19 protein-coding genes are annotated in these 18,298 nt (G+C 70.6%); 11 read left to right on the forward strand and 8 right to left on the reverse strand.

All coding sequences use genetic code 11. The features are described 5' to 3' along the window. Positions 1-33: 33 nt before the first annotated feature. Positions 34-210 carry a hypothetical protein gene (locus BJ964_RS10845; protein WP_188120559.1) on the reverse strand — a complete coding sequence of 59 codons (177 nt, stop codon included), beginning with the start codon at positions 208-210 and terminating at the stop codon, positions 34-36. Positions 211-608: 398 nt separating this feature from the next. Here BJ964_RS10845 and BJ964_RS10850 point away from each other — a divergent pair, with 398 nt between their 5' ends. The 5 genes from BJ964_RS10850 (at position 609) to BJ964_RS10870 (ending at position 4,335) form a co-directional block, all read left to right on the forward strand. Next, a complete protein-coding gene (locus tag BJ964_RS10850; RefSeq protein ID WP_188120560.1) occupies positions 609-1,544 on the forward strand; it encodes a hypothetical protein in 936 nt (311 codons plus the stop codon). A 101-nt stretch (positions 1,545-1,645) separates the two neighbouring features. Then, positions 1,646-2,380, forward strand: a complete 735-nt coding sequence (locus BJ964_RS10855) for a hypothetical protein (RefSeq protein WP_188120561.1) — start codon at positions 1,646-1,648, stop codon at positions 2,378-2,380. Positions 2,381-2,757: 377 nt separating this feature from the next. Next, complete coding sequence (locus BJ964_RS10860; protein WP_188120562.1) at positions 2,758-3,132, forward strand: hypothetical protein; 375 nt, start codon at positions 2,758-2,760, stop codon at positions 3,130-3,132. Between the two features lie 50 nt (positions 3,133-3,182). Continuing rightward, positions 3,183-3,560, forward strand: a complete 378-nt coding sequence (locus tag BJ964_RS10865; RefSeq protein ID WP_014440216.1) for an ArsR/SmtB family transcription factor — start codon at positions 3,183-3,185, stop codon at positions 3,558-3,560. A gap of 100 nt (positions 3,561-3,660) precedes the next feature. After that, positions 3,661-4,335, forward strand: coding sequence for a class II aldolase/adducin family protein (locus tag BJ964_RS10870; RefSeq protein ID WP_188120563.1), 675 nt, complete (start codon positions 3,661-3,663; stop codon positions 4,333-4,335). A 57-nt stretch (positions 4,336-4,392) separates the two neighbouring features. Here BJ964_RS10870 and BJ964_RS10875 read toward each other — a convergent pair whose 3' ends face one another. The 4 genes from BJ964_RS10875 to BJ964_RS10890 form a co-directional block, all read right to left on the reverse strand. Beyond that, positions 4,393-5,358: a DedA family protein gene (locus BJ964_RS10875; RefSeq protein ID WP_229807116.1), complete on the reverse strand. Its 966-nt coding sequence runs from the start codon at positions 5,356-5,358 to the stop codon at positions 4,393-4,395. Between the two features lie 75 nt (positions 5,359-5,433). Then, entirely contained in the window at positions 5,434-7,929 is a 2,496-nt protein-coding gene (locus BJ964_RS10880) for a polynucleotide kinase-phosphatase (protein WP_188120564.1), read from the reverse strand. Next, a complete protein-coding gene (locus BJ964_RS10885; RefSeq protein WP_188120565.1) occupies positions 7,926-9,287 on the reverse strand; it encodes a 3' terminal RNA ribose 2'-O-methyltransferase Hen1 in 1,362 nt (453 codons plus the stop codon). The genes BJ964_RS10880 and BJ964_RS10885 overlap by 4 nt, the downstream gene beginning before the upstream one ends. A 53-nt stretch (positions 9,288-9,340) precedes the next feature. Next, positions 9,341-9,526: a hypothetical protein gene (locus tag BJ964_RS10890; protein WP_188120566.1), complete on the reverse strand. Its 186-nt coding sequence runs from the start codon at positions 9,524-9,526 to the stop codon at positions 9,341-9,343. A 360-nt stretch (positions 9,527-9,886) separates the two neighbouring features. Between BJ964_RS10890 and fbaA the strand changes: the two genes are divergently transcribed. Both fbaA and BJ964_RS10900 read left to right on the forward strand, forming a co-directional pair. Further along, positions 9,887-10,912 (forward strand): class II fructose-bisphosphate aldolase, encoded by a 1,026-nt coding sequence (gene fbaA, locus BJ964_RS10895; RefSeq protein WP_188120567.1) that lies wholly within the window; start codon positions 9,887-9,889, stop codon positions 10,910-10,912. Between the two features lie 181 nt (positions 10,913-11,093). Then, on the forward strand, positions 11,094-11,537 hold the full coding sequence (locus BJ964_RS10900) for a hypothetical protein (RefSeq protein WP_229807126.1): 444 nt from the start codon (positions 11,094-11,096) through the stop codon (positions 11,535-11,537). 5 nt (positions 11,538-11,542) lie between these two features. Here the strand turns inward: BJ964_RS10900 and BJ964_RS10905 are convergent, their stop codons facing one another. After that, positions 11,543-11,884, reverse strand: a complete 342-nt coding sequence (locus BJ964_RS10905; protein ID WP_188120569.1) for a hypothetical protein — start codon at positions 11,882-11,884, stop codon at positions 11,543-11,545. A gap of 23 nt (positions 11,885-11,907) precedes the next feature. Further along, positions 11,908-13,110, reverse strand: a complete 1,203-nt coding sequence (locus BJ964_RS10910) for a hypothetical protein (protein ID WP_188120570.1) — start codon at positions 13,108-13,110, stop codon at positions 11,908-11,910. Between the two features lie 57 nt (positions 13,111-13,167). On the opposite strand from BJ964_RS10910, the gene BJ964_RS10915 reads away from it, so the two are divergent. The 4 genes from BJ964_RS10915 to BJ964_RS10930 all read left to right on the forward strand — a co-directional run bounded on the left by BJ964_RS10915 (position 13,168) and on the right by BJ964_RS10930 (position 16,491). Further along, positions 13,168-14,160 (forward strand): ADP-ribosylglycohydrolase family protein, encoded by a 993-nt coding sequence (locus tag BJ964_RS10915; RefSeq protein ID WP_188120571.1) that lies wholly within the window; start codon positions 13,168-13,170, stop codon positions 14,158-14,160. A 63-nt stretch (positions 14,161-14,223) separates the two neighbouring features. Continuing rightward, positions 14,224-14,646, forward strand: a complete 423-nt coding sequence (locus BJ964_RS10920; protein WP_188120572.1) for a DUF3151 domain-containing protein — start codon at positions 14,224-14,226, stop codon at positions 14,644-14,646. Positions 14,647-14,761: 115 nt separating this feature from the next. Further along, a complete protein-coding gene (locus tag BJ964_RS10925) occupies positions 14,762-15,619 on the forward strand; it encodes an acyltransferase family protein (protein ID WP_188120573.1) in 858 nt (285 codons plus the stop codon). Further along, on the forward strand, positions 15,505-16,491 hold the full coding sequence (locus BJ964_RS10930) for an SGNH hydrolase domain-containing protein (protein ID WP_188120574.1): 987 nt from the start codon (positions 15,505-15,507) through the stop codon (positions 16,489-16,491). Before BJ964_RS10925 ends, BJ964_RS10930 begins: the two co-directional genes overlap by 115 nt. Here BJ964_RS10930 and BJ964_RS47885 read toward each other — a convergent pair. After that, complete coding sequence (locus BJ964_RS47885) at positions 16,457-18,166, reverse strand: MinD/ParA family ATP-binding protein (protein ID WP_188120575.1); 1,710 nt, start codon at positions 18,164-18,166, stop codon at positions 16,457-16,459. The two genes, BJ964_RS10930 and BJ964_RS47885, sit on opposite strands and share 35 nt — an antisense overlap. Between the last annotated feature and the right edge of the window lie 132 nt (positions 18,167-18,298).

An 18,298-nucleotide genomic window follows, 5' to 3' on the forward strand; every position in this document is an offset into this window, starting at 1 on the left:
AAGGGCCCCGGGGGAGACTCCCGGGGCCCTTCCTCACCTGTCCGCCTCCCGCTGCCGGTAGGCCTGTGTCATCAGTACGTCCGTGATGGCGTGTTCGCCGTCCGCGGACCAGATCCGTATGCCGTCTCGGTGGAGTTGGTACCGGACGTCGGTGAAACGTGTCCGGGTGTCGTCATGGTGAACGACGTCGAGGGTGTCGGCGTGGGGCATGGGACTCACCGGTCCTTAACAGGTCTGGGGCGGCCGCGGTGTGGTCACGCGGCCGGCGTGATCGGAAGGGCGCCGTCAGCCGGTCTGCCTCGGCCCCGGGGAGATGTGCGCGGAGCGGGCGACTCGTGCGGGCACGGCGGATCGCTGGAGCTGCTCGCTTCCAGTCGGCCGCCATGGCATCGAAGTTTAGGTGGCGCCGTCCAGGCCTGCCGCCCCCCGATCGAGCGACGTTTTATGGTCATTCGGGCTCGGTCGCCTCGTCTGGCCTCCGGCGGATACCGTGAATTGATCTATAGGAGGGCAGAGTGTCCGTACCGACATATCCGGGCCATCATCCACAACCGGCGCGACCGGTCACGGTGACCGCTTCATCGATACTGCTTTATCTCGTTGTGGCCATGCAGTTGCTGAGCGCCGGTCTGGTGGTGTCGATGATCGGTACGGTCACCGAGGCGTACCAGGACGCCATGGAGGCCGATGACTTTCCCGCTGAGATCGGCACCTTCATCAGCATCGTGCTGGTGGCGACGGCGGCCTTCTATCTGCTGATCGCGGTCGGCCTCGTCGTCCTGGCGATCTTCAACAACCGTGGCAAGAACGGGGCGCGCATCACCACGTGGGTGATCGCGGGCCTCGGCCTGTGCTGCAACTCGCTCGGCCTGGGCAGCTCGGTGGCCGACACCGCGGTCGGCGGGAACGTGCCGTCCACCGAACAGGCCCAGATCGAGGCGGACGTGGCGGCCGCCATGCCGGGCTGGTACGACGCGATCAGTCTCGTCACCTCGGTGATCACCGTGCTGGCGCTGCTCGGTGCGGTCATCCTGCTCGCGCTGCCGCAGTCCAACGCGTTCTTCCGCCGCCCGGTGGCGTGGAACCCGGCGATGCCGTTCGGGCCCTACCCGAGCCTGCCCGGACAGCCCGGTTTCCCGGTCCAACCCGGATATCCGCACCAGGCGGGATATCAGCCGCAGCCCGGGTTCTACCCGCAGCCCACCTACCCGCCGGCTCAGCCGCCGGTCTTCCCGGTGCAGCCGACGTACCCGGGTGCGCCGACGTATCCGCCGCCACCGCCCAGCCATTTCGGTTCGCCCGAGCAGTACGGGCGGCCCGGTGAACCGGCTCCCGGCCTGCCGCCCTACCCCGGCCAGCCGGGCAGCGTGCCGCCGCAGGGGCTGGAGCCGTCCAGCGATCCGTGGGCGCCCCCGCCGTCCCCGCCACCGCTGTCCTCGGCTCCGCCCGCGTCCTCGCCGTCCTCGGCTCCGCCGGCGCCGGAGCAGCCCCCGGCCGACGGGGGAACACCTGAGGACGAGCCGCCCCAGCGGCCCGCCGGCTGATCGCTATCGGACCGGTCCATCCATCCGGATGGACCGGTCCGGCCACTTCCGGGCCCGCTACGCGATAGGTTCTTGCCAGCCGAACCCTGCGGGAGCCATCGATGTCGTACGCCGCCCAGCCGCCGCCCGCCGCCGAGCCCCCGGCCACACCCCGGCCGGCCGCCGTCACCCTGGCGGTGGCCCTGCTCTGGGCCATGGCCGTGGCCGGTCTCATCTATGCGATCGGCATGGTGGCGGTCACGCCCGGGGTGGTCGGCCGGTTCCGTGACGCCGCCGGCTCGGAGACCGCCGAGAACTTCATCTCCGTGGTCTGGCTGATCTCCGCGCTGGCTCTGGTGCTCGCCTTTCTCGTGGCGGCCCTCTTCGCGGTGCTCGGGTTGGCGCTGCGGCGCGGCAGCCGCCTCGCCCGCGCGGTGACCCTGGGCGTGTGCGGCCTCGGCATCCTGGGCGGCTGCGGGACGCTCGCCGTGCTCGCCGCCGAGCGGTCGGGGGAGGCGGTGCCCGGTTCGGTGGGTGAGGCGCTGAGTGAGGCGTACCCCGAAGGGTGGATCGTGCTCAACATCGCGGTGGCCGTCGCGCAGGTGATCGGCTACCTCGTCGTGGGTGTTCTGCTGCTGACCGCGCCGGGGGAGTTCTTCGGCCGGACCGCCCCCGCCGGGACCGCTCTGCCGGGTTTTGTGCCGCCCGGCCAATTCGTCGCACCGTCCACCGGGTGGGCTGCTCCACAATCGAAGCCTTTTGTTACCGGCGGGTCCGAACCCGATCAGTTCTCGGATCAACCGTCGCCGCCGAAGTCGGAACCGAAGCCGGAAGACGAGTACTGGTCACGACCGTAGGAGTACGCGGTTCCGTATCGACGACTGTGGGTCACTCGAACGGGTACGGTCCGTTTCTGTCGCTGTCACTCGATCGGCTGTCCGGATAGATCGAGATCGGCCGGACGGTGGGTGTTTTCGCCCGTACGGACAAACGTGATTTCGCGGGTTCACAGGCTCTTCACAGCCCGACCATCAGGTGATCCTGAGGCCGGCGCGGGTACCGTGCAGACGTTAGGTGCTTTGAGCAGCATCTATGCTCCGAGGAAGGGCCGAGATCAGTTGGTAAATCTGTAAACCTTCTTTACAGAGTAGGCCAAAGCCCTGCGTCAATAGTTCCGTTCCGTCCTGCCGGGGGGAAAGTTTCCGGTTTCCGAACAGCCAGTACGCTCGATGTCATGGAAGCAAGGCACGACCTGGGTAAATTCATCACTGAATTGTCCGTCGCGCAGCGTGGTGTCGTGCTTTCATCGGGTCGTGGGTTGAGTGGCGAACTGATGATCGCGCAGGGTGGCGTGACGGTCTCGACGCGTTCCGTGCTGAGTCATCGTCGAGGATCGGTGGACCGAAACAATCGACGAAATGACAATGTGGTCCGCCTCACTCCGGAGGCGGGGATCGAGACCCAGACACGGATGGGTAGCGACCAGAAGGCGACTGAGGCGTTGCAGGAGGCAGAGACCGAAGTCGTCATCGCACGAAAGGTGGACTGGGTGAGGGTGTCCGGTCGGCCGACTCGGCGATCGATGTCGGCCTTACGGCCCGAAAGTTAGCCGGTTCGTTCCTGCACACATGCAGGAGAATCGATGCAGTTGGTGGAAGGATGGAGATCGTGGGAACTGCGTTGGCGGAAATGACGATGCCTCAGATCTCGCCGCTTGCCGGCGAGCCTATTGAACGCGCTGACGCTGAGCGCCTGGCGGGAGTGCTCAAGGCGCTCGCCGACCCGGCTCGGCTACGGCTGTTGAGCCTTATCCAGTCCGCCACGGATGGTGAGGCGTGCGTCTGCGACCTGACGGCCCCCCTGGGCCTTTCGCAGCCGACCGTGAGTCACCACCTGCGGATCCTGACGGAGGCGGGTCTGCTGGAGCGTGAGAAGCGTGGTGTGTGGGCGTACTACCGGCTGGTGCCGACCGCTATCGCCACCATCGCGGACCTGCTGACCCCGCCGCGGAAGCGGGCCACCAAGAAGGCCCGCTGAGCTGTCGGTAGCGACCTGGCGTCACTGATTTATGGGGGCGTGGCGCCAGGCCGAGGACCCCGGCTCAACGGACTGGGCCGGCGGACCTGAGGAGGAACGGGTGAACTACGTCCCCGGTGACCTGCGTGATCAACTCGCGCATGTGGGTTACGACGTGGTGCAGGCCGGCCTCGTGTGTGGATCGGGCGGCAATCTGTCCGCCCGCATTCCCGACGAGGACGCCATCTGGGTCACCGCGAGTGGATCCTGGCTGGACCGGCTGAGCCGGAGCACCTTCGTGCCGGTGCGGATCTCCGACGCGGCGCCCGCCGTCGTCGGCGCCATACCGCCGGCACGGATCGAGCCGACCAGTGAGCTGGCGCTGCACCTCGCGCTCTACCGGGCACGGCCGGACATCAACGCGGTGGTTCATCTCCACCCGCAGACGGCTCTGCTGCTGGACGCCCTGGGCGAGCACATCCGGATCGTGACCACCGACCACGCGTACTACGTGCGGCGGGTGTCGACCGTGCCGTTCCGGCTTCCGGGCAGCACCGAGCTGGCCGCGCTGACCGCGGCGATGGCCGCCGACGGCACCGACTGCCTGGTGCTCAGCCAGCACGGGTGCGTGGTGATGGGCGACTCCGTGGAACTCGCCCACAAACGGGCACGCAATCTGGAGGAGGCGGCGTCGCTCACGTACCGGGCGCTCACCGCGGGCCGGCTGGAGGACCTTCGGGAGTGCCCGGAGGAGTTCCTGGAGCGGCTCTCCGGATCCACCGCCGTAACGGTGTAGGCAGGAACGGAAAAGGCCGGCTCCCGATCCCGGGGCCGGCCTTCCGTCTGTCCGCCGTCAGTTGCGCGGCGGCCACTGCTGCTGGTCGCCGTAGGGTTGCTGCTGCCCGTACTGCTGGGGCGGGTACTGCGGCTGCGGCTGCGGGTAGGCGGGCTGCCCGTACGCCTGCTGGTTGGGGTGGGCCTGCGGCTGAGCCTGCTGCGGGTAGGCCGGCTGCTGCGGGGCCTGGTGGTGGTGCTCCTGGAAGTCCTGGAACTCGTGGCGGGCGGCGTCGGCCATGCCCGCGACGCTGGCCGCGGCGACGACACCGATGGCGGCCGCCGGCTCCGGGCCCTTGTGCAGTCCCTTCTTCTTCGCCTTCCGCTCACGCAGGATCTCGATACCGATGGGCAGCACCGAGATCAGGACGATCAGCACGACCACCGGCAGGATGTAGTGGTCGATCTGGTCGCCGATGGTGTCGTAGATCTGTTGCGCCAGCAGGTAGCCGAGCAGGATGATGCCGTCGGTCCAGAGGATGGCGCCCACGATGTTCCACACCAGGAACTGGCGGGCCGGCATGCCGAGCGTGCCGGCGACCGGGTTGAGGAACGTGCGGACGATCGGGATGAAGCGCGCCAGCACGACGGCCTTGGCCGGGCCGAACTTCTCGAAGTAGTACTCCGCCTTCTCGACGTACTCCCGCTTGAAGAGTTTCGAGTCCGGCTTGTCGAACATCCGGCGCCCGTACTTCGCGCCCAGCCAGTGCCCGAGCTGGGCGCCGATGACGGCACAGACCGGGGCGCCGATCAGCAGCCCGACGATGGACAGCTTCGCGCCCGGACCGAAGATCGAGTCGGCCACCGAGGAGGCCGCGACGCCCGCCAGGAACAACAGGGAGTCACCGGGGAAGAAGAAGCCGGCCAGCAGGCCGGTCTCCGCGAAGAGAATGGCCAAGACACCCGGCAACCCGAAGGCACTGAGCAGGTCCTTCGGGTCCATCGGGTTCAGCGCGAGCTGCTCCGTGAGCGCATGGATGTCCACGAGGAGCCAGGGTACCGGCCGATGCACGGCCGGTACCTGTATGAATGCTGTGCTATTCAGAAAGTAACCGACCGGTCACAAGCGGGGATCCACCGGTTCCGACTCGGCTGCCAGGATCGCGAAGACCAGCTCGTGCACCCGCCAGGCCGGAGAACCCTCGGCCAGCCGGTCCAGCGCCGCCAGACCGAGACCGTGCTCACGCAGAGCCAGCGACCGTTTCCGGCCCAGGTTCCGCCGGCGGAGCTGGTCCAGCTGTTCCGGCCGGGTGTACTCCGGGCCGTAGATGATCCGCAGGTACTCACGGCCACGGCACTTCACGCCGGGCTGAACGAGACGGCCCTTCGCGTCGGTCCGGGCGAGCCCGGCCCACGGCTTGACCACCATGCCCTCCCCGCCGGCCGCCGTCAGTGTCAGCCACCACTCGGTGGCGGCGGCCTCCGCCGCCGGATCGTCCAGGTCGACGATCATCCGCCGGGTGGGCGTGAAGAGCTCCGGGTCTGCCGCGACCAGGCGGTCCGCCAGCGCCAGGTGCCAGTCGTGGTCCCTGTTCGCGTACGAGACCCCGGCGCCCGCCAGCACGGCGAACGGAGCGAGGGTGACCCCGGAGAGGCCGTCGGTCGGTTTCACATAGGCCCGGTAGGCCGCCGAGAATCCCTCGATCTCGGTGGCCCGCAGCTCCAGCCGGTCCCGCAGTCCGCCGACGTCGAGCCCGCGCCCGGCCACCCGCTCCAGCACCGTGAGCGCGGCGGGGAGTGCGGCCCGGCCGGCCGCACCGACCCCGGCGTACTGGTCCCGGATGAGGCTGCCCGCCTTCGCCGACCAGGGCAGCAACTCGGTGTCCAGGAGCAGCCAGCCGGTCTCCAGCTCGGCGAAGAGCGGGGCGGCCGCGGCCCGGATGCGGGCCAGCAACGGCCCGTCCAGCTCCGGGCCGAAGAACGGGCGGCCGGTCCGGGTCCAGACGGCGTCGCCCGTGCCGGTGACGGAGACCCGCACCACGGCCCGGGAGCCCATGTGCTTCTCCTCGCACACCACCCGCTCCACCCCGGCGGCACGCAGGTCCGCGAAGGCCGAGGACGGGTGCTCCAGGTAGCCCTCCACGGTCGAGCTCGTGCACGGCGCCATCGTGGGCGGCAGCCAGACCAGGGTCTCCGGGTCGACCGAGAACCGCCCCATGACCTCCAGGGCCGCGGCCGCGTTCTCGGCGGGGACGGTGGTCTGCCCGTACCCGTAATCGATGTGCCGACGGCCCGTCACGTCCGCGATGTCCAGGCCCTGATCGGGTTTGGCCGGAGTCGTGAGCAGAGGCCGGACCGGCGCGTAGTACTCCTTCGCGGCCGGGACCGCGACCAGCTCGCGCGACGGCCAGCGGAGCGCGGTGAGCGCGCCGCCGAAGACGCAACCGGTGTCCAGGCAGATGGTGTTGTTGATCCACTCCGGGACCGGGGTGGGGACGTGGCCGTAGACGACGGCGGCCGAGCCGCGGTACTCCCGGGCCCAGGGGTAGCGGACCGGCAGACCGTACTCGTCGGTCTCGCCGGTGGTCTCGCCGTAGAGCGCGAAACTGCGCACCCGGCCCGAGGCCCGCCCGTGGTAGGCCTCCTTGAGACCGGCGTGCGCCACCACCAGGTTGCCGTCGTCGAGCACGTAGTGGCTGACCAGGCCGTCGATGAAGACCCGCACCTCGGCGACGAACGCCGGGTCCTCCGCCTCGAGCTGCTCCAGGGTCTCCGGCAGACCGTGGGTGAGCTGGACGTTGCGCCCGTTCAGCTTGCGAGCCAGCTTCTGCTCGTGGTTGCCCGGCACACAGATCGCGTGCCCGGCCGCCACCATGCCCATGACCAGCCGCAGGACTCCCGGCGAATCCGGGCCGCGGTCGACCAGGTCACCGACGAAGACCGCCTTGCGGCCCTCCGGGTGCACGGCGTCGACCGGCCGGTCGCGCTCGTCGCGGACCAGCTGCCAGCCCAGCTTGCCGAGCAGCGCCTCCAGCTCGGCCCGGCAGCCGTGCACGTCGCCGATGATGTCGAACGGCCCGTGCTCGCTCTTCAGGTCGTTGAAGAGCTTCTCGTAGCGGATCTCGGCGGCGGCGATCTCGTCCACCCCGCGCAGCACGTGGATCTTGCGGAAGCCCTCCTTGGCCAGCTGCCCGAGAGAACGCCGCAGGTCACGGTGCATCCGGGTGATCACCTGGCGCCCGAAGGTCCGGTCCGTACGGGCCTGCGTGCGCTCCCAGGCCAGTGACTCCGGCACGTCCAGCACGATCGCCGTCGGCAGCACGTCGTGCTCGCGGGCCACCTTGACCAGGCCGGCCCGGGCGTGCGACTGGAGGTTGGTGGCGTCCACCACGGTCAGCCGGCCGGCGGCCAGCCGCTTGCCGGCCACGTAGTGCAGCACGTCGAACGCGTCGGACGAGGCGGACTGGTCGTTCTCGTCGTCGGCCACCAGGCCACGGAAGAAGTCCGAGGAGAGGACCTGGGTGGGCGCCCAGTGCCGGGCCGCGAAGGTCGACTTGCCGGAACCGGAGATGCCGACCAGGGCCACGAGCGACAGCTCGGGAACGTCGAGGATCATGCGGTCACCTCCGAGATCTTGAAGAGAGCGAGCTGGGTGGGTGCGCCGGTGACCTCGTCCGCCTCGCCGACCCCACGGATCGTCACCGTGTAGCCGTGCGCGGCGGCGACCGACTCCGCCCACGCGGCGAACTCGGCCCGGGTCCACTCGAAGCGGTGGTCCGAGTGACGCATCCCGGACAGCCCCTCGTAGTGCACGTTGTACTCCACGTTCGGCGTGGTCACGATCACGGCGCCGGGCCGCGCGTGGCCGAAGACGGCGGCCTCCAGAGCGGGCAGCCGGGGCAGGTCGATGTGCTCGATGACCTCCATCAGCACCGCCGCGTCGAAACCGCGGAGCCGGTCGTCGCGGTAGGTCAGCGCGGTCTGGATCAACCGGATCCGGTCCTTCTGCCGTTCGGGCAGCCGGTCCAGCCGGAGCCGGCGGGCCGCCTGCTCCAGCGAGCGGGTGGACACGTCGGCGCCGACGATCTCGGTGAGGCCCCGGTCCTTGACCAGGGCGGTCAGCAGCGCGCCGCCACCGCAGCCCAGGTCCAGGACGCGGGACGCGCCCACCTCGGTGAGAGCGGCAAGCACGGCCTCCCGGCGCTGCTCGGCCAGCGGGGCGCGGCGGGCCACCGGCAGCTCGGCCTCCTCCTCGGTGGCCGGCTGATCCGCCTCCAGCAGTTCGAGGGCGGTGGTCGCCAGCGACCGGCGGTGCGCCAGGTACCGCCGGGCGATCAGCACCTTCTCCGGGTGGGCGGCGAGCCAGCCCTCACCGGAGCGCAGCAGCTTCTCGATCTCGTCCGGAGCGACCCAGTAGTGCTTCCCGTCGTCCAGCACCGGCAGCAGCACGTACAGATGGTTCAGCGCGTCGGCGACCCGAAGCTCGCCGGACAGGTGCACGTCGACATAGCGGCTGTCGCCGCCGATTTCCGCCTCGAACGGGATCGGGGTGGCCGTGACCTGCCAGCCGAGCGGGGTGAACAGGCGGCTCACCAGCTCCGGGGTGCCGCGCAGCACCGGCACGTGGATCTCCAGCGGGATGCTGGTGGCGGCCAGCTCGGGCCGGTCCCGTGAGGCGCCGCGCAGGGCGCTGCGGAACACCTTGGCCAGGGCGCTCGCCAGCAGGCTGGAGGCCGCGTACGGCCGATCGTTCACGTACTGGCTCAGCTCGAACGCGTCCCGCTGCGCCCGCAGCCGCTGTGGGTCGATGTCCAGCAGCAGGGCCGCGGTGCACCGGTCCTCCTCCGCCTCGGGGTAGAGGACGTGCGCCGTGCCGGTGGGCACGTCGAAGGAGTGCACCTTGCCGGGATGCTTGACCAGCAGATAGCCCAGGTCGGTGGCGGGCCGATGGGTGGTCGTCAGGGTGAGCAGCACGCGTCGATCGTGTCAGGAGCCCGCGACTCCGGCGATCGATTTGTGCCGGCCGCTCAGCGGTAGTCGTCGTCGAATTCGACCACGCGGCCCTGCTCCTGGGCGTCCCACTCGCTGACGTCGTCGGTGTGGGGCAGCTCGTCGTCCGAGTCGTCGTCCTGCAGGCTGGGTACCGCGATCATCGCCTGCTCGGCCGCGTCGACCTCGGGTGTCTCCAGGTCGATCTCCATCGGCTGCGTCATCCTCGGCTTCCTTCCGTGCTCGGCGGCTATCGGCTCCGGGGTGGTCCGGTCTCTCTGGTGCTCGGGTCGTGTGGTCCTCGTCTCATGGTGCGCGTTGCCCGGCCGCGATGCCGCCCAAACGGGCAGGTGCCGCATCTTCTGGCGGTGGCGAGGGCGGCCCGATCACGGAGCGCAAGGGGAACAAGGGCCACAGTCGGCGCGAACCGGCCGGGCGATTGCCGCTTATATACCAATCGCGGGTCTCGTAGTACGGATTTCGGGGCGATTTCCGCTACGCAACGCGACTGCGGAATACTGCCTGCTGGAGGACAGCGCGGTCCTGCCCTCTGCTGCCCGTACCAAAGAGCAAGGAGCGCACCGATGCCTATCGCTTCTCCCGAGGTCTACGCCGAAATGATCGATCGCGCCAAGGCCGGCGCGTTCGCCTACCCGGCGATCAACGTGACGTCCTCGCAGACCCTCAACGCGGCCCTCCAGGGCTTCGCGGAGGCCGGCAGCGACGGCATCATCCAGATCTCCACCGGTGGCGCCGAGTACGTCTCGGGCCCGACCATCAAGAACAAGGTCACCGGCGCCGTGGCGCTGGCCGAGTTCGCGCACCACGTCGCGAAGCAGTACCCGGTCAACATCGCGCTGCACACCGACCACTGCCCGAAGAACCACCTCGACGGGTTCGTCCGGCCGCTGATCGAGATCTCGGCCGAGCGCGTCGCCAAGGGCCAGAACCCGCTGTTCCAGTCGCACATGTGGGACGGCTCGGCCGTGCCGCTGGACGAGAACCTCCAGATCGCGGAGGAGCTGCTGGCCAAGACCGCAGCCGCCAAGATCATCCTGGAGATCGAGGTCGGCGTCGTCGGTGGCGAGGAGGACGGCGTCTCCGCCGCGATCGACGACAAGCTCTACTCGACCGTCGAGGACGGCCTGGCCACCGCCGCCGCCCTGGGCCTGGGTGAGAAGGGCCGCTACCTGACCGCCCTCACCTTCGGCAACGTGCACGGCGTCTACAAGCCGGGCAACGTCAAGCTGCGCCCGGAGATCCTCAAGGAGATCCAGGACGCGATCGGCGCCAAGTACGGCAAGGAGAAGCCGCTCGACCTGGTCTTCCACGGCGGCTCGGGCTCGCTGCTGTCGGAGATCCACGGCGCTCTGGACTTCGGTGTCGTCAAGATGAACATCGACACCGACACCCAGTACGCGTTCTCCCGCCCGGTCGCGGACCACTTCTTCCGCAACTACGACGGTGTGCTCAAGGTGGACGGCGAGGTCGGCAACAAGAAGGCCTACGACCCGCGCGCCTGGGGCAAGCTGGCCGAGAACGGTCTCGCCAAGCGGGTCCTCGAGGCCTGCGAGCACCTCCGCTCGACCGGAACCACGTTCGCCAAGTAATTCCGCGACGACGGCCGGTCCCCTTCGTGGGGACCGGCCGTCGTTGTCTTGCGGGGTCACGCAGAGGCACGGGTACCATCGACCGATCAAGATCGGCGGGACGGTGGTCGTGCTCGGAATCGAGGGCTGGAAACCCGAGTGGCATCACGATGCCGAAGCCCTCGCCGCCGCCCATCGACACATGTTCGTGCGGCTCATCGGCCGGAAACTGCGATCAAGCCACCTCATGTGGGATGTGGCTCAGCGTGGTTGGTTCGCCGACGGTCCGGTGATCCTCGACTTCGGATTGAGTCGCGTAGAGATCACTCACCGTAAATTCGATGAGTGCGCGATCACCTGGGACCAGATCGACATGAGCGTCCCGATCGACTGGTACGAACACTTCGACTGGCGGTCCGACCCGAACGCCGCGCTGCGCCAGGCCCGCGACCGCCCGCTTCGCGCCGTCAACATCATCGAGCGGACCACCTCGGCCGACTGGCGGCCCCGCGTGCTGCACGCCGTCGAATTCCTCTTCGACGGCGCGCGCCTCGCGATCTACAACGCCATGGACGAGAACGGCATCACCGACGTCCCCGAAGCCGAGCTGCCCGCCGCACACTGGCGGCGCGTGCACGTCGCCTGACGGGGTCAGTAGCTGCCGCCACCGCCGCTGTCGCCGCCGCCGCTCCAGCCACCGCCACTGTCGCCGCCGCCCCAGCCGCCACCGCCGCTGTCGGAGCCGCTCCATCCGCCACCGCCGCTGTCGGAGCCGCTCCATCCGCCGCCGCTGTCACTCGACGACGAACCGCTGTCGCTCCACGAGTGGTCATCCGAGGAGCCACCGTCGTGGTGGTGACTGTGCGAGGCCGCCGCCCAGCCACCACCGGAGTGGGACCGGTGGGCGCGCCGGCCGGCACCCCTGGTGAGCTTGAAAACGAGCACGACCGCCAACAGCGCGATGACAACGATGAAGAACACGGTCAGATCCATGGATGCAGTGTGCGATACCCCCGCTACTTCGCCGATGGCGCAGGTGAGAGGGCTGCCATGGCCTCGTCCAGTGAGTCGGTGACGACGAGCAGACCGGACTGGTCGCCGTGCGGGGAACGGGCCAGCAACGGTCCGAGGAGATCCACCACCGGCAGCGCGGACCAGTGCTCCACACCGAGGAACACGTACGCCCCGGACGGCCCGTCGGTGGCGTAGAACGTCTTGGTCGCCGCCTGGAAGATCTCCTGCACGGTCCCGGCCCAGCCCGGCGCGAACACGATCCCGCCCCGGGACAGCCGCAGGATCGAGTCCTCCCGCACCGCGTTGGAGAAGTACTTGCCGATCTGGCCGGCGAACAGGTTGGCCGGCTCGTGCCCGTACAGCCAGGTGGGCAGGGCCAGGCCGCCGTGCTGGAGCCGGCCGGCCACGTCGAGCTGCGGCAGCGGCCAGGTGGCCCGCACCGCCAGCGCGGCCGCGGTGTACGGCACGTGGTCCAGGAACTGCGGCGCGACCGCGAGCCGGTCGATCGCGACGGTGAGGTCGGACTCCGGGAACGAGGAGAAGTAGGCGCCCAGGTTGGCGGCCTCCATCACGCCCGGGCCGCCGCCGGTCACGATCAGGCGCCCGGCGGCGGCCAGGCGGCGGGCCAGGGCCGCGACCATCCGGTACGGCCCCGAGCCCCGTGGCGCGGCATGGCCGCCCATGATCCCGATCGCCCCGCCCGGCCCATGCGCCGACACCCACGCGTTGAGCGCCTTGCCCAGCGCGTTGTCGATCCCGGCGTCGTGCAGCCGCTGGGCGAGTGCCTCCCGGATGTCCGGAACAGCGCCGCCGTGCGCCACGAAATGGTCGTAGACGGCGGTGTCGTACATTCCGGCGAAGCCGTGCTCGGCGAACCCGGCGGACAGGTCCTCCGCCGTGTAGAGCAGCGCCGGATGCGTCGGGTAGGGCCGCCCGTCGAAGGGCGGGACCACCTGCGCCCCGCGCCGGATCAGGTCGGCCTCCACCTCCAGCCCGGCCAGATGGCAGCCGACGAAGACGGTGTCGCGGACGTCGATGCCGCTCAGATCGGGCGGGTCCTGGTCCAGGCGCAGGCCCAGGACACACAGGCCGGCCAGGGTGTTCCGGGCCAGGTGCACGTTCAGTTCGGCTCGGGTCTCGATCTCGTCGGCGGTTGCGTCGAAGGGCGTGTCGCCGCCGAGCACTGGTTGCAGGGGATCGGGCATACCGTCCATCTTGCTCGCACCGAGCACGTCGTTGACGCACTACCTAGAGTTGTCGATATGCGTGCTGCGTCGGGGTCACTGTTCGGATTGGCGTACGGGGATTCGCTCGGGAAGCCGACCGAGTTCCAGGAGTACGCGTCGATCGTCGCCCGGTACGGTCCCGGCGGCCCACGGCAGCTGGTCGGCGAGCCGGCCCTGGTCACCGACGACACGCAGATGGCCCTGGCGGTCGGCGAGGCGCTGCTCGAGGTCGGCGCCGACGTCACCCCGGCCGCTCTCGAGCCGGTGCTGCGCCGACGCTTCCTGGCCTGGGCGGCCAGCCCGGAGAACGACCGGGCGCCCGGCATGACCTGCCTGCGGGCCATCGGGCTGCTCGCCGACGGCCGGCCGTGGACCCGGGCCACCCAGGCCGACTCGAAGGGCTGCGGCGCCAACATGCGGGTCACCCCGGTGGGCCTGGTTCCCGGGCTCACCGACGACCAGCGGGCCGGGGTGGCACAGTTCCAGGCGGCCCTCACGCACGGCCATCCGACCGGGCTGGCGGCGAGCGAGCTCACCGCGTACGCCTGCCTCTGGCTCCGGAACGGCCTCGCGCCGGCCGATCTGCTCGCCGCCCTCCGGGATCGCTGCTCCGCGCAGCGGAAGGTCTATCGGGGCGACTGGCTCGGGGAGCTGTGGCAGCGCCCGACGGTGACCTCGCCGGAGGACTTCATCGCCCGCGGCTGGGACGAGTGCGCCGCCGCGCTGGACCGGGTCGAGGCCGCGCTCGCGAAGGGCGATCACGCCGGTGACCCGTGCCTGGCCACCGGCGCCGGCTGGATCGCCGAGGAGGCGCTGGCCACCGCCCTCTACTGCTACCTGATCTCCCCGCACGACCCGGTCACCGTCGTCGGCCGTGGCGCGGCCTCGTCCGGCGACTCGGATTCCATCGCCTGCCTGGCGGGGGCCTTCGCGGGCGCGTCGCTCGGCCTCTCCGCGTGGCCGGACGAGTGGCAGACCCAGATCGAGTACGCCGACCGGCTGTTCCGCCTCGGCGGGGCCTGGGACTGAAAAGGCCGCACGAAACGCGGTCTTGAAGGGAATGCGGTCGCTCCGGACGGGTTGAATGGGGTCATGCAGAACCTCCTTCCCGAGCCGCCGGCCACCCGCCTGCCCGCCGACGCCGAGGCCGACAAGGCTCTCGCCGAGGCCACCGCCGCGGGCACCGACGAGGCCTTCAAGGCGGTCGCCGCCAAGTACCCCGCGTACAGCGCCGCCTGGGCGCCCCTGGCCGCCGCGGCGCTGGCCGCCGATGAGCCGGTCACCGCGTACGCGTACGCCCGCACCGGATACCACCGCGGCCTGGACGCGCTGCGCCGTAACGGCTGGAAGGGCCACGGCCCGGTGCCCTGGGCGCACGAGCCGAACCAGGGCTTCCTGCGCTGCCTGCACGTCCTGTCGCAGGCCGCCGCCGTGATCGGTGAGGCGGACGAGGCGGCCCGTTGCGCCCAGTTCCTGCGGGACAGCGACCCGGCGGCGGCCGACGCCCTGACCTGATCCGTTCCGGTCGACGGCGGGCGTCCCGTGGCGCCCGCCGTCCCTCCTATGTGTTTGCTGTGTGGAGAGTTCCCGTTAATTCGCCCGCCAGATAGCGGGTCCAGCATGGCGATCCGTGACGGCGAGCGACAGACATTCCGGATTCCGGCCGGACATCGAGGGACTGCGTGCCATCGCCGTCACCCTGGTGGTTCTCGGTCACGCCGGGGTCCCCGGGCTGGCGGGTGGCTACGTCGGCGTGGACGTGTTCTTCGTGATCTCCGGCTGCCTGATCACCGCACTGCTGCTGCGGGAACTCGACCGGACCGGCACCGTCTCGCTGGCCGGCTTCTACGCACGCCGGGCCACCCGCCTGCTGCCCGCCTCGACGGTCGTGGCCGTCGCGACGCTGATCGGGGCCTGGCTGTGGCTGCCGCCGACCCGCTTCGCGTCGATCTCCACGGACGCCCTGTTCAGCACGTTCTACGGGATCAACTGGCGGCTCGCGGCCGAGGGCACCGACTACTTCAACGCCGCGGCCGACCCGTCACCCCTGCAACATCTCTGGTCGCTCGCCGTCGAGGAGCAGTTCTACCTGGTCTGGCCGCTGCTCCTGCTGGTCGTCACCGGCCGCCGGTCGTTGCGGATCGTGCTCGGCGCGGTGATCGCCGCCTCGCTCGCGGTCAGTGTGTGGCAGAGCGGCGCGGCCGTCTCCTGGGCCTACTTCGGGGCGCACACCCGGGCCCATGAGCTGGCGATCGGGGCGCTGGTGGCGGTCTCCGCGGGTGCGCTCGCCCGGCTGCCGAGAGCCGTCGCCACTTCGCTGGCCTGGGCCGGGATCGCCGCCGTGCTGATCGCGGCGCTGACCTGGGCGCCGGGATGGGCGCTCTCGCGCTGGTCGCCTCCCTGTTCACGCCGCCGCTGCCGTACGGGCCGGCCGCCGAGGACACCATCGCCGCGATCAGCGCCGCCGGGGACCCGCTGGCCGAGGTGACCCGTCTGGTCGCCGACGGCGCCCGGCAGCGGCGGATCCCGGCCAACGTGACCCCGGAGATCACCACCGCCAACGGCGACGTGCCACGGGTCTACCCGGACGGGTGCAGCATCACCTACGCCGGGACACGACAGGAGAACGCCTGCACGTACGGGGACCCGAACGGCCGCGAGGCCATCTACCTGATCGGCGACTCGCACGGCGCGCACTGGTTCCCCGCGTTCGACACCGTCGCCAGGGACCGCGGCATGCGGTTCGTCTCGCTCACCAAGACCGGCTGCCAGGTCCCGTCCGTGACCGTCTACAACAAGGTGCTCAAGCGGGCCTACACCGAGTGTGTGGCCTGGCGGGAGTGGGTGATCGAGAAGATCCGCCGGGACCGGCCCGCCATGGTGGTGATGTCGTCCAACAGCAGCGACGAGGGCGGGCTCATCGACGCGGACGGCGAACGGGCGCCGGCCGGGGACGACCGGCTGTGGGTGGACGGCTGGCGTGCCACGATCAGCCGGCTCCAGGCGCCCGGCCGGCAGCTCGTGATGATCAGCGACACGCCGTGGCCCTACCGCAGCGCCCCCGACTGCGCCGCCGTGCACCCGCGGGAGCTGACCGCCTGCGGCCGCCCCGCGGGCCGGTCCCTCCAGGAGCCGGCCCGCCGTGCGGCGGTCGCCGGGACGGCCGCGTCGCTCGGCGTCACGGTCATCGACCCGATGCCGTGGTTCTGCACCCGGACGTTCTGCCCGGTCGTGGTCGGCAACGTCCTCGTCTACAAGGACTTCAACCACATCTCGACCGGGTACGCCCGGGCCCTCGCCCCGCTGATCGCCGCCGAACTGCCGGTCACAGCCCCTCAGCGACCGCAGCGGCGATCTTGAGCCAGGCGTCCTTGGTGCTGCTGGAGAGCTCGCCGTAACGGATCGGCTCGCCGGAGTCGATCAGCCGCTCGTAGGGGGCCAGCAGCACGGCCCTGGTCCGGGCCGCGAAGTGCTGCTGGATCCAGGGCAGGTCGATGTCCTTGCGGGTCGGCGGCATGGTGACGATGGTCACCGCCTGGCGGACCAGGCGCCGGCGTCCGCTCTGCTCCAGGTGGTCGAGCGCCCGGGCCGCGGTCTCGGCCGAGTCGTTACGGGCCGACATGGTGATCACCAGCTGGTCGGTGGCGTCCATGGCGGCCTGCCAGTTCTCCGCGCGGACGTTGTTGCCGGTGTCCACGAAGATCAGCTTGTAGAACCGGCTCACCACGTCACGGATCTCGGCGAACGAGTCCGCGGTCAGCATCTCGCCGGCGGTCGCCGACTCGTCCGAGGCGAGCACGTCGAACATGCCCTCGCCCTGGGCCCGGACATACTGCGACAGGTCACCGACCCGGCCCTGCGCGCCCTGGAAGAGATGCAGGTCACGCATCATGTCCCGGACCGTACGGGCGTGGAAGTCCTGCTGCGCCCGCATGCCCAGCGTGCCCTGCGTCTCGTTGTTGTCCCAGGCCAGGACGTAGCCGCCGCGTTTCTGCCCGAACGTCATCGCCAGCAGCAGCACGGCCACCGTCTTCCCGGCGCCGCCCTTCGGGTTCACCACGGTCACCTGGCGCAGCCCGCCGAAGTTGCGGCGAACCATCTCGACGTCCTGCTTGTACTCCAGCTCCTGCTGGCCCGGAGCCATGTTGAGCAGCCCGAACGTGCTCTTCCGGAGCATTGCCCGGGCACCCATCGTGGCGCTCTGCTGGGACGGCCGGGCGAGCCGCCGCCGGGCGAACTCCTCCGCCGTCGGCGTCGCGTCGAGCAGGTCCTGGAACGGGTCGATCTCGGCGGCGCCGGGCGGCGGCCCCTGCTGCTGAGGCGGCGACAGCGGCGTCGTGTGCACGGGCGCCTCACCGACGGCCTGCGGCGGCCACGGCGCGGCCTCCGCGGGGTTCGGCGTCGTGACGGCGGCCTGCTCCGGCGGCCACGGCGCGGCCTCCGTGGGGCTGGGCGTCCCGACGGCGGCCTGCGGGGGCGCCGGCTGTTCAAACGGCGGGGGTACGACGGAGGCGCCGACCGCCGGTACGACCGGCTGGACCGAAACGGGCTCCACCGGCGCGGGCTGGACGGAGACCGGCTCGGCAGGTCCCGGCCATGCGGGTTGGGTGGGGACCGGTTCGGCGGGTCCGGGCCAGGCGGGCTGGGCCGACAGCGGCGAGACCGGCTGCACCGGGACCGGCTGGGTGGCCGGCGGCATCGGGGCGCTCTCCGCCGGACGCTGCGGCGGCTGCGCCCACGGGGAGTCGGTCACGGCCGGGACGACCGGCTCCGGACCGGGCCACGGCGCGGACTCGGCCGGCGGCCGCTGGCTGGGCAGGTGCACCCCGGGTGGCAGGGACGTGTCCCCGGAGGGCCGGTAGACGCCCGGCTCGACCTGCGTCATCCCGACCGGTGGCATCCGATCGGTCAGTGGCACGGCACGGCCGTGCACCGGCGTCTCGGGCTCGTCGGCCCAGAACGGCTCCACGTCCCGGGCGGGCGGAGCGGACTCGGCCCCCGGGGCATGGACACGGTCGGCGTTCTCGTCCGCCACGGATGAGACCTCCGGTATCACGATCGGCTGAAGTGCCCGTCCAGAGTTGCACGGACCTCGGATCCTTGTCTCCTGCGGTCGCGGGCGGCAGCGGCCCGGCCCGCATGAAATCGTATGCGTGCATGCCGGACA

Origin of the sequence: Actinoplanes lobatus (genome assembly GCF_014205215.1) — a bacterium.
Taxonomy (GTDB): Bacteria; Actinomycetota; Actinomycetes; order Mycobacteriales; family Micromonosporaceae; genus Actinoplanes; species Actinoplanes lobatus.

What these genes read in the sequence shown, in the direction of transcription:
- BJ964_RS10915 (WP_188120571.1), top strand. Translation starts at nt 13,168, where the DNA reads ATGCGTGCTGCGTCGGGGTCACTGTTCGGATTGGCGTACGGGGATTCG.
- BJ964_RS10900 (WP_229807126.1), top strand. Translation starts at nt 11,094, where the DNA reads ATGTTCGTGCGGCTCATCGGCCGGAAACTGCGATCAAGCCACCTCATG.
- fbaA (WP_188120567.1), top strand. Translation starts at nt 9,887, where the DNA reads ATGCCTATCGCTTCTCCCGAGGTCTACGCCGAAATGATCGATCGCGCC.
- BJ964_RS10880 (WP_188120564.1), bottom strand. Translation starts at nt 7,929, where the DNA reads ATGATCCTCGACGTTCCCGAGCTGTCGCTCGTGGCCCTGGTCGGCATC.
- BJ964_RS10890 (WP_188120566.1), bottom strand. Translation starts at nt 9,526, where the DNA reads ATGACGCAGCCGATGGAGATCGACCTGGAGACACCCGAGGTCGACGCG.
- BJ964_RS10855 (WP_188120561.1), top strand. Translation starts at nt 1,646, where the DNA reads ATGTCGTACGCCGCCCAGCCGCCGCCCGCCGCCGAGCCCCCGGCCACA.
- BJ964_RS10845 (WP_188120559.1), bottom strand. Translation starts at nt 210, where the DNA reads ATGCCCCACGCCGACACCCTCGACGTCGTTCACCATGACGACACCCGG.
- BJ964_RS10920 (WP_188120572.1), top strand. Translation starts at nt 14,224, where the DNA reads ATGCAGAACCTCCTTCCCGAGCCGCCGGCCACCCGCCTGCCCGCCGAC.
- BJ964_RS10905 (WP_188120569.1), bottom strand. Translation starts at nt 11,884, where the DNA reads ATGGATCTGACCGTGTTCTTCATCGTTGTCATCGCGCTGTTGGCGGTC.
- BJ964_RS10865 (WP_014440216.1), top strand. Translation starts at nt 3,183, where the DNA reads ATGGAGATCGTGGGAACTGCGTTGGCGGAAATGACGATGCCTCAGATC.
- BJ964_RS10860 (WP_188120562.1), top strand. Translation starts at nt 2,758, where the DNA reads ATGGAAGCAAGGCACGACCTGGGTAAATTCATCACTGAATTGTCCGTC.
- BJ964_RS10930 (WP_188120574.1), top strand. Translation starts at nt 15,505, where the DNA reads ATGGGCGCTCTCGCGCTGGTCGCCTCCCTGTTCACGCCGCCGCTGCCG.
- BJ964_RS10910 (WP_188120570.1), bottom strand. Translation starts at nt 13,110, where the DNA reads ATGCCCGATCCCCTGCAACCAGTGCTCGGCGGCGACACGCCCTTCGAC.
- BJ964_RS10850 (WP_188120560.1), top strand. Translation starts at nt 609, where the DNA reads ATGCAGTTGCTGAGCGCCGGTCTGGTGGTGTCGATGATCGGTACGGTC.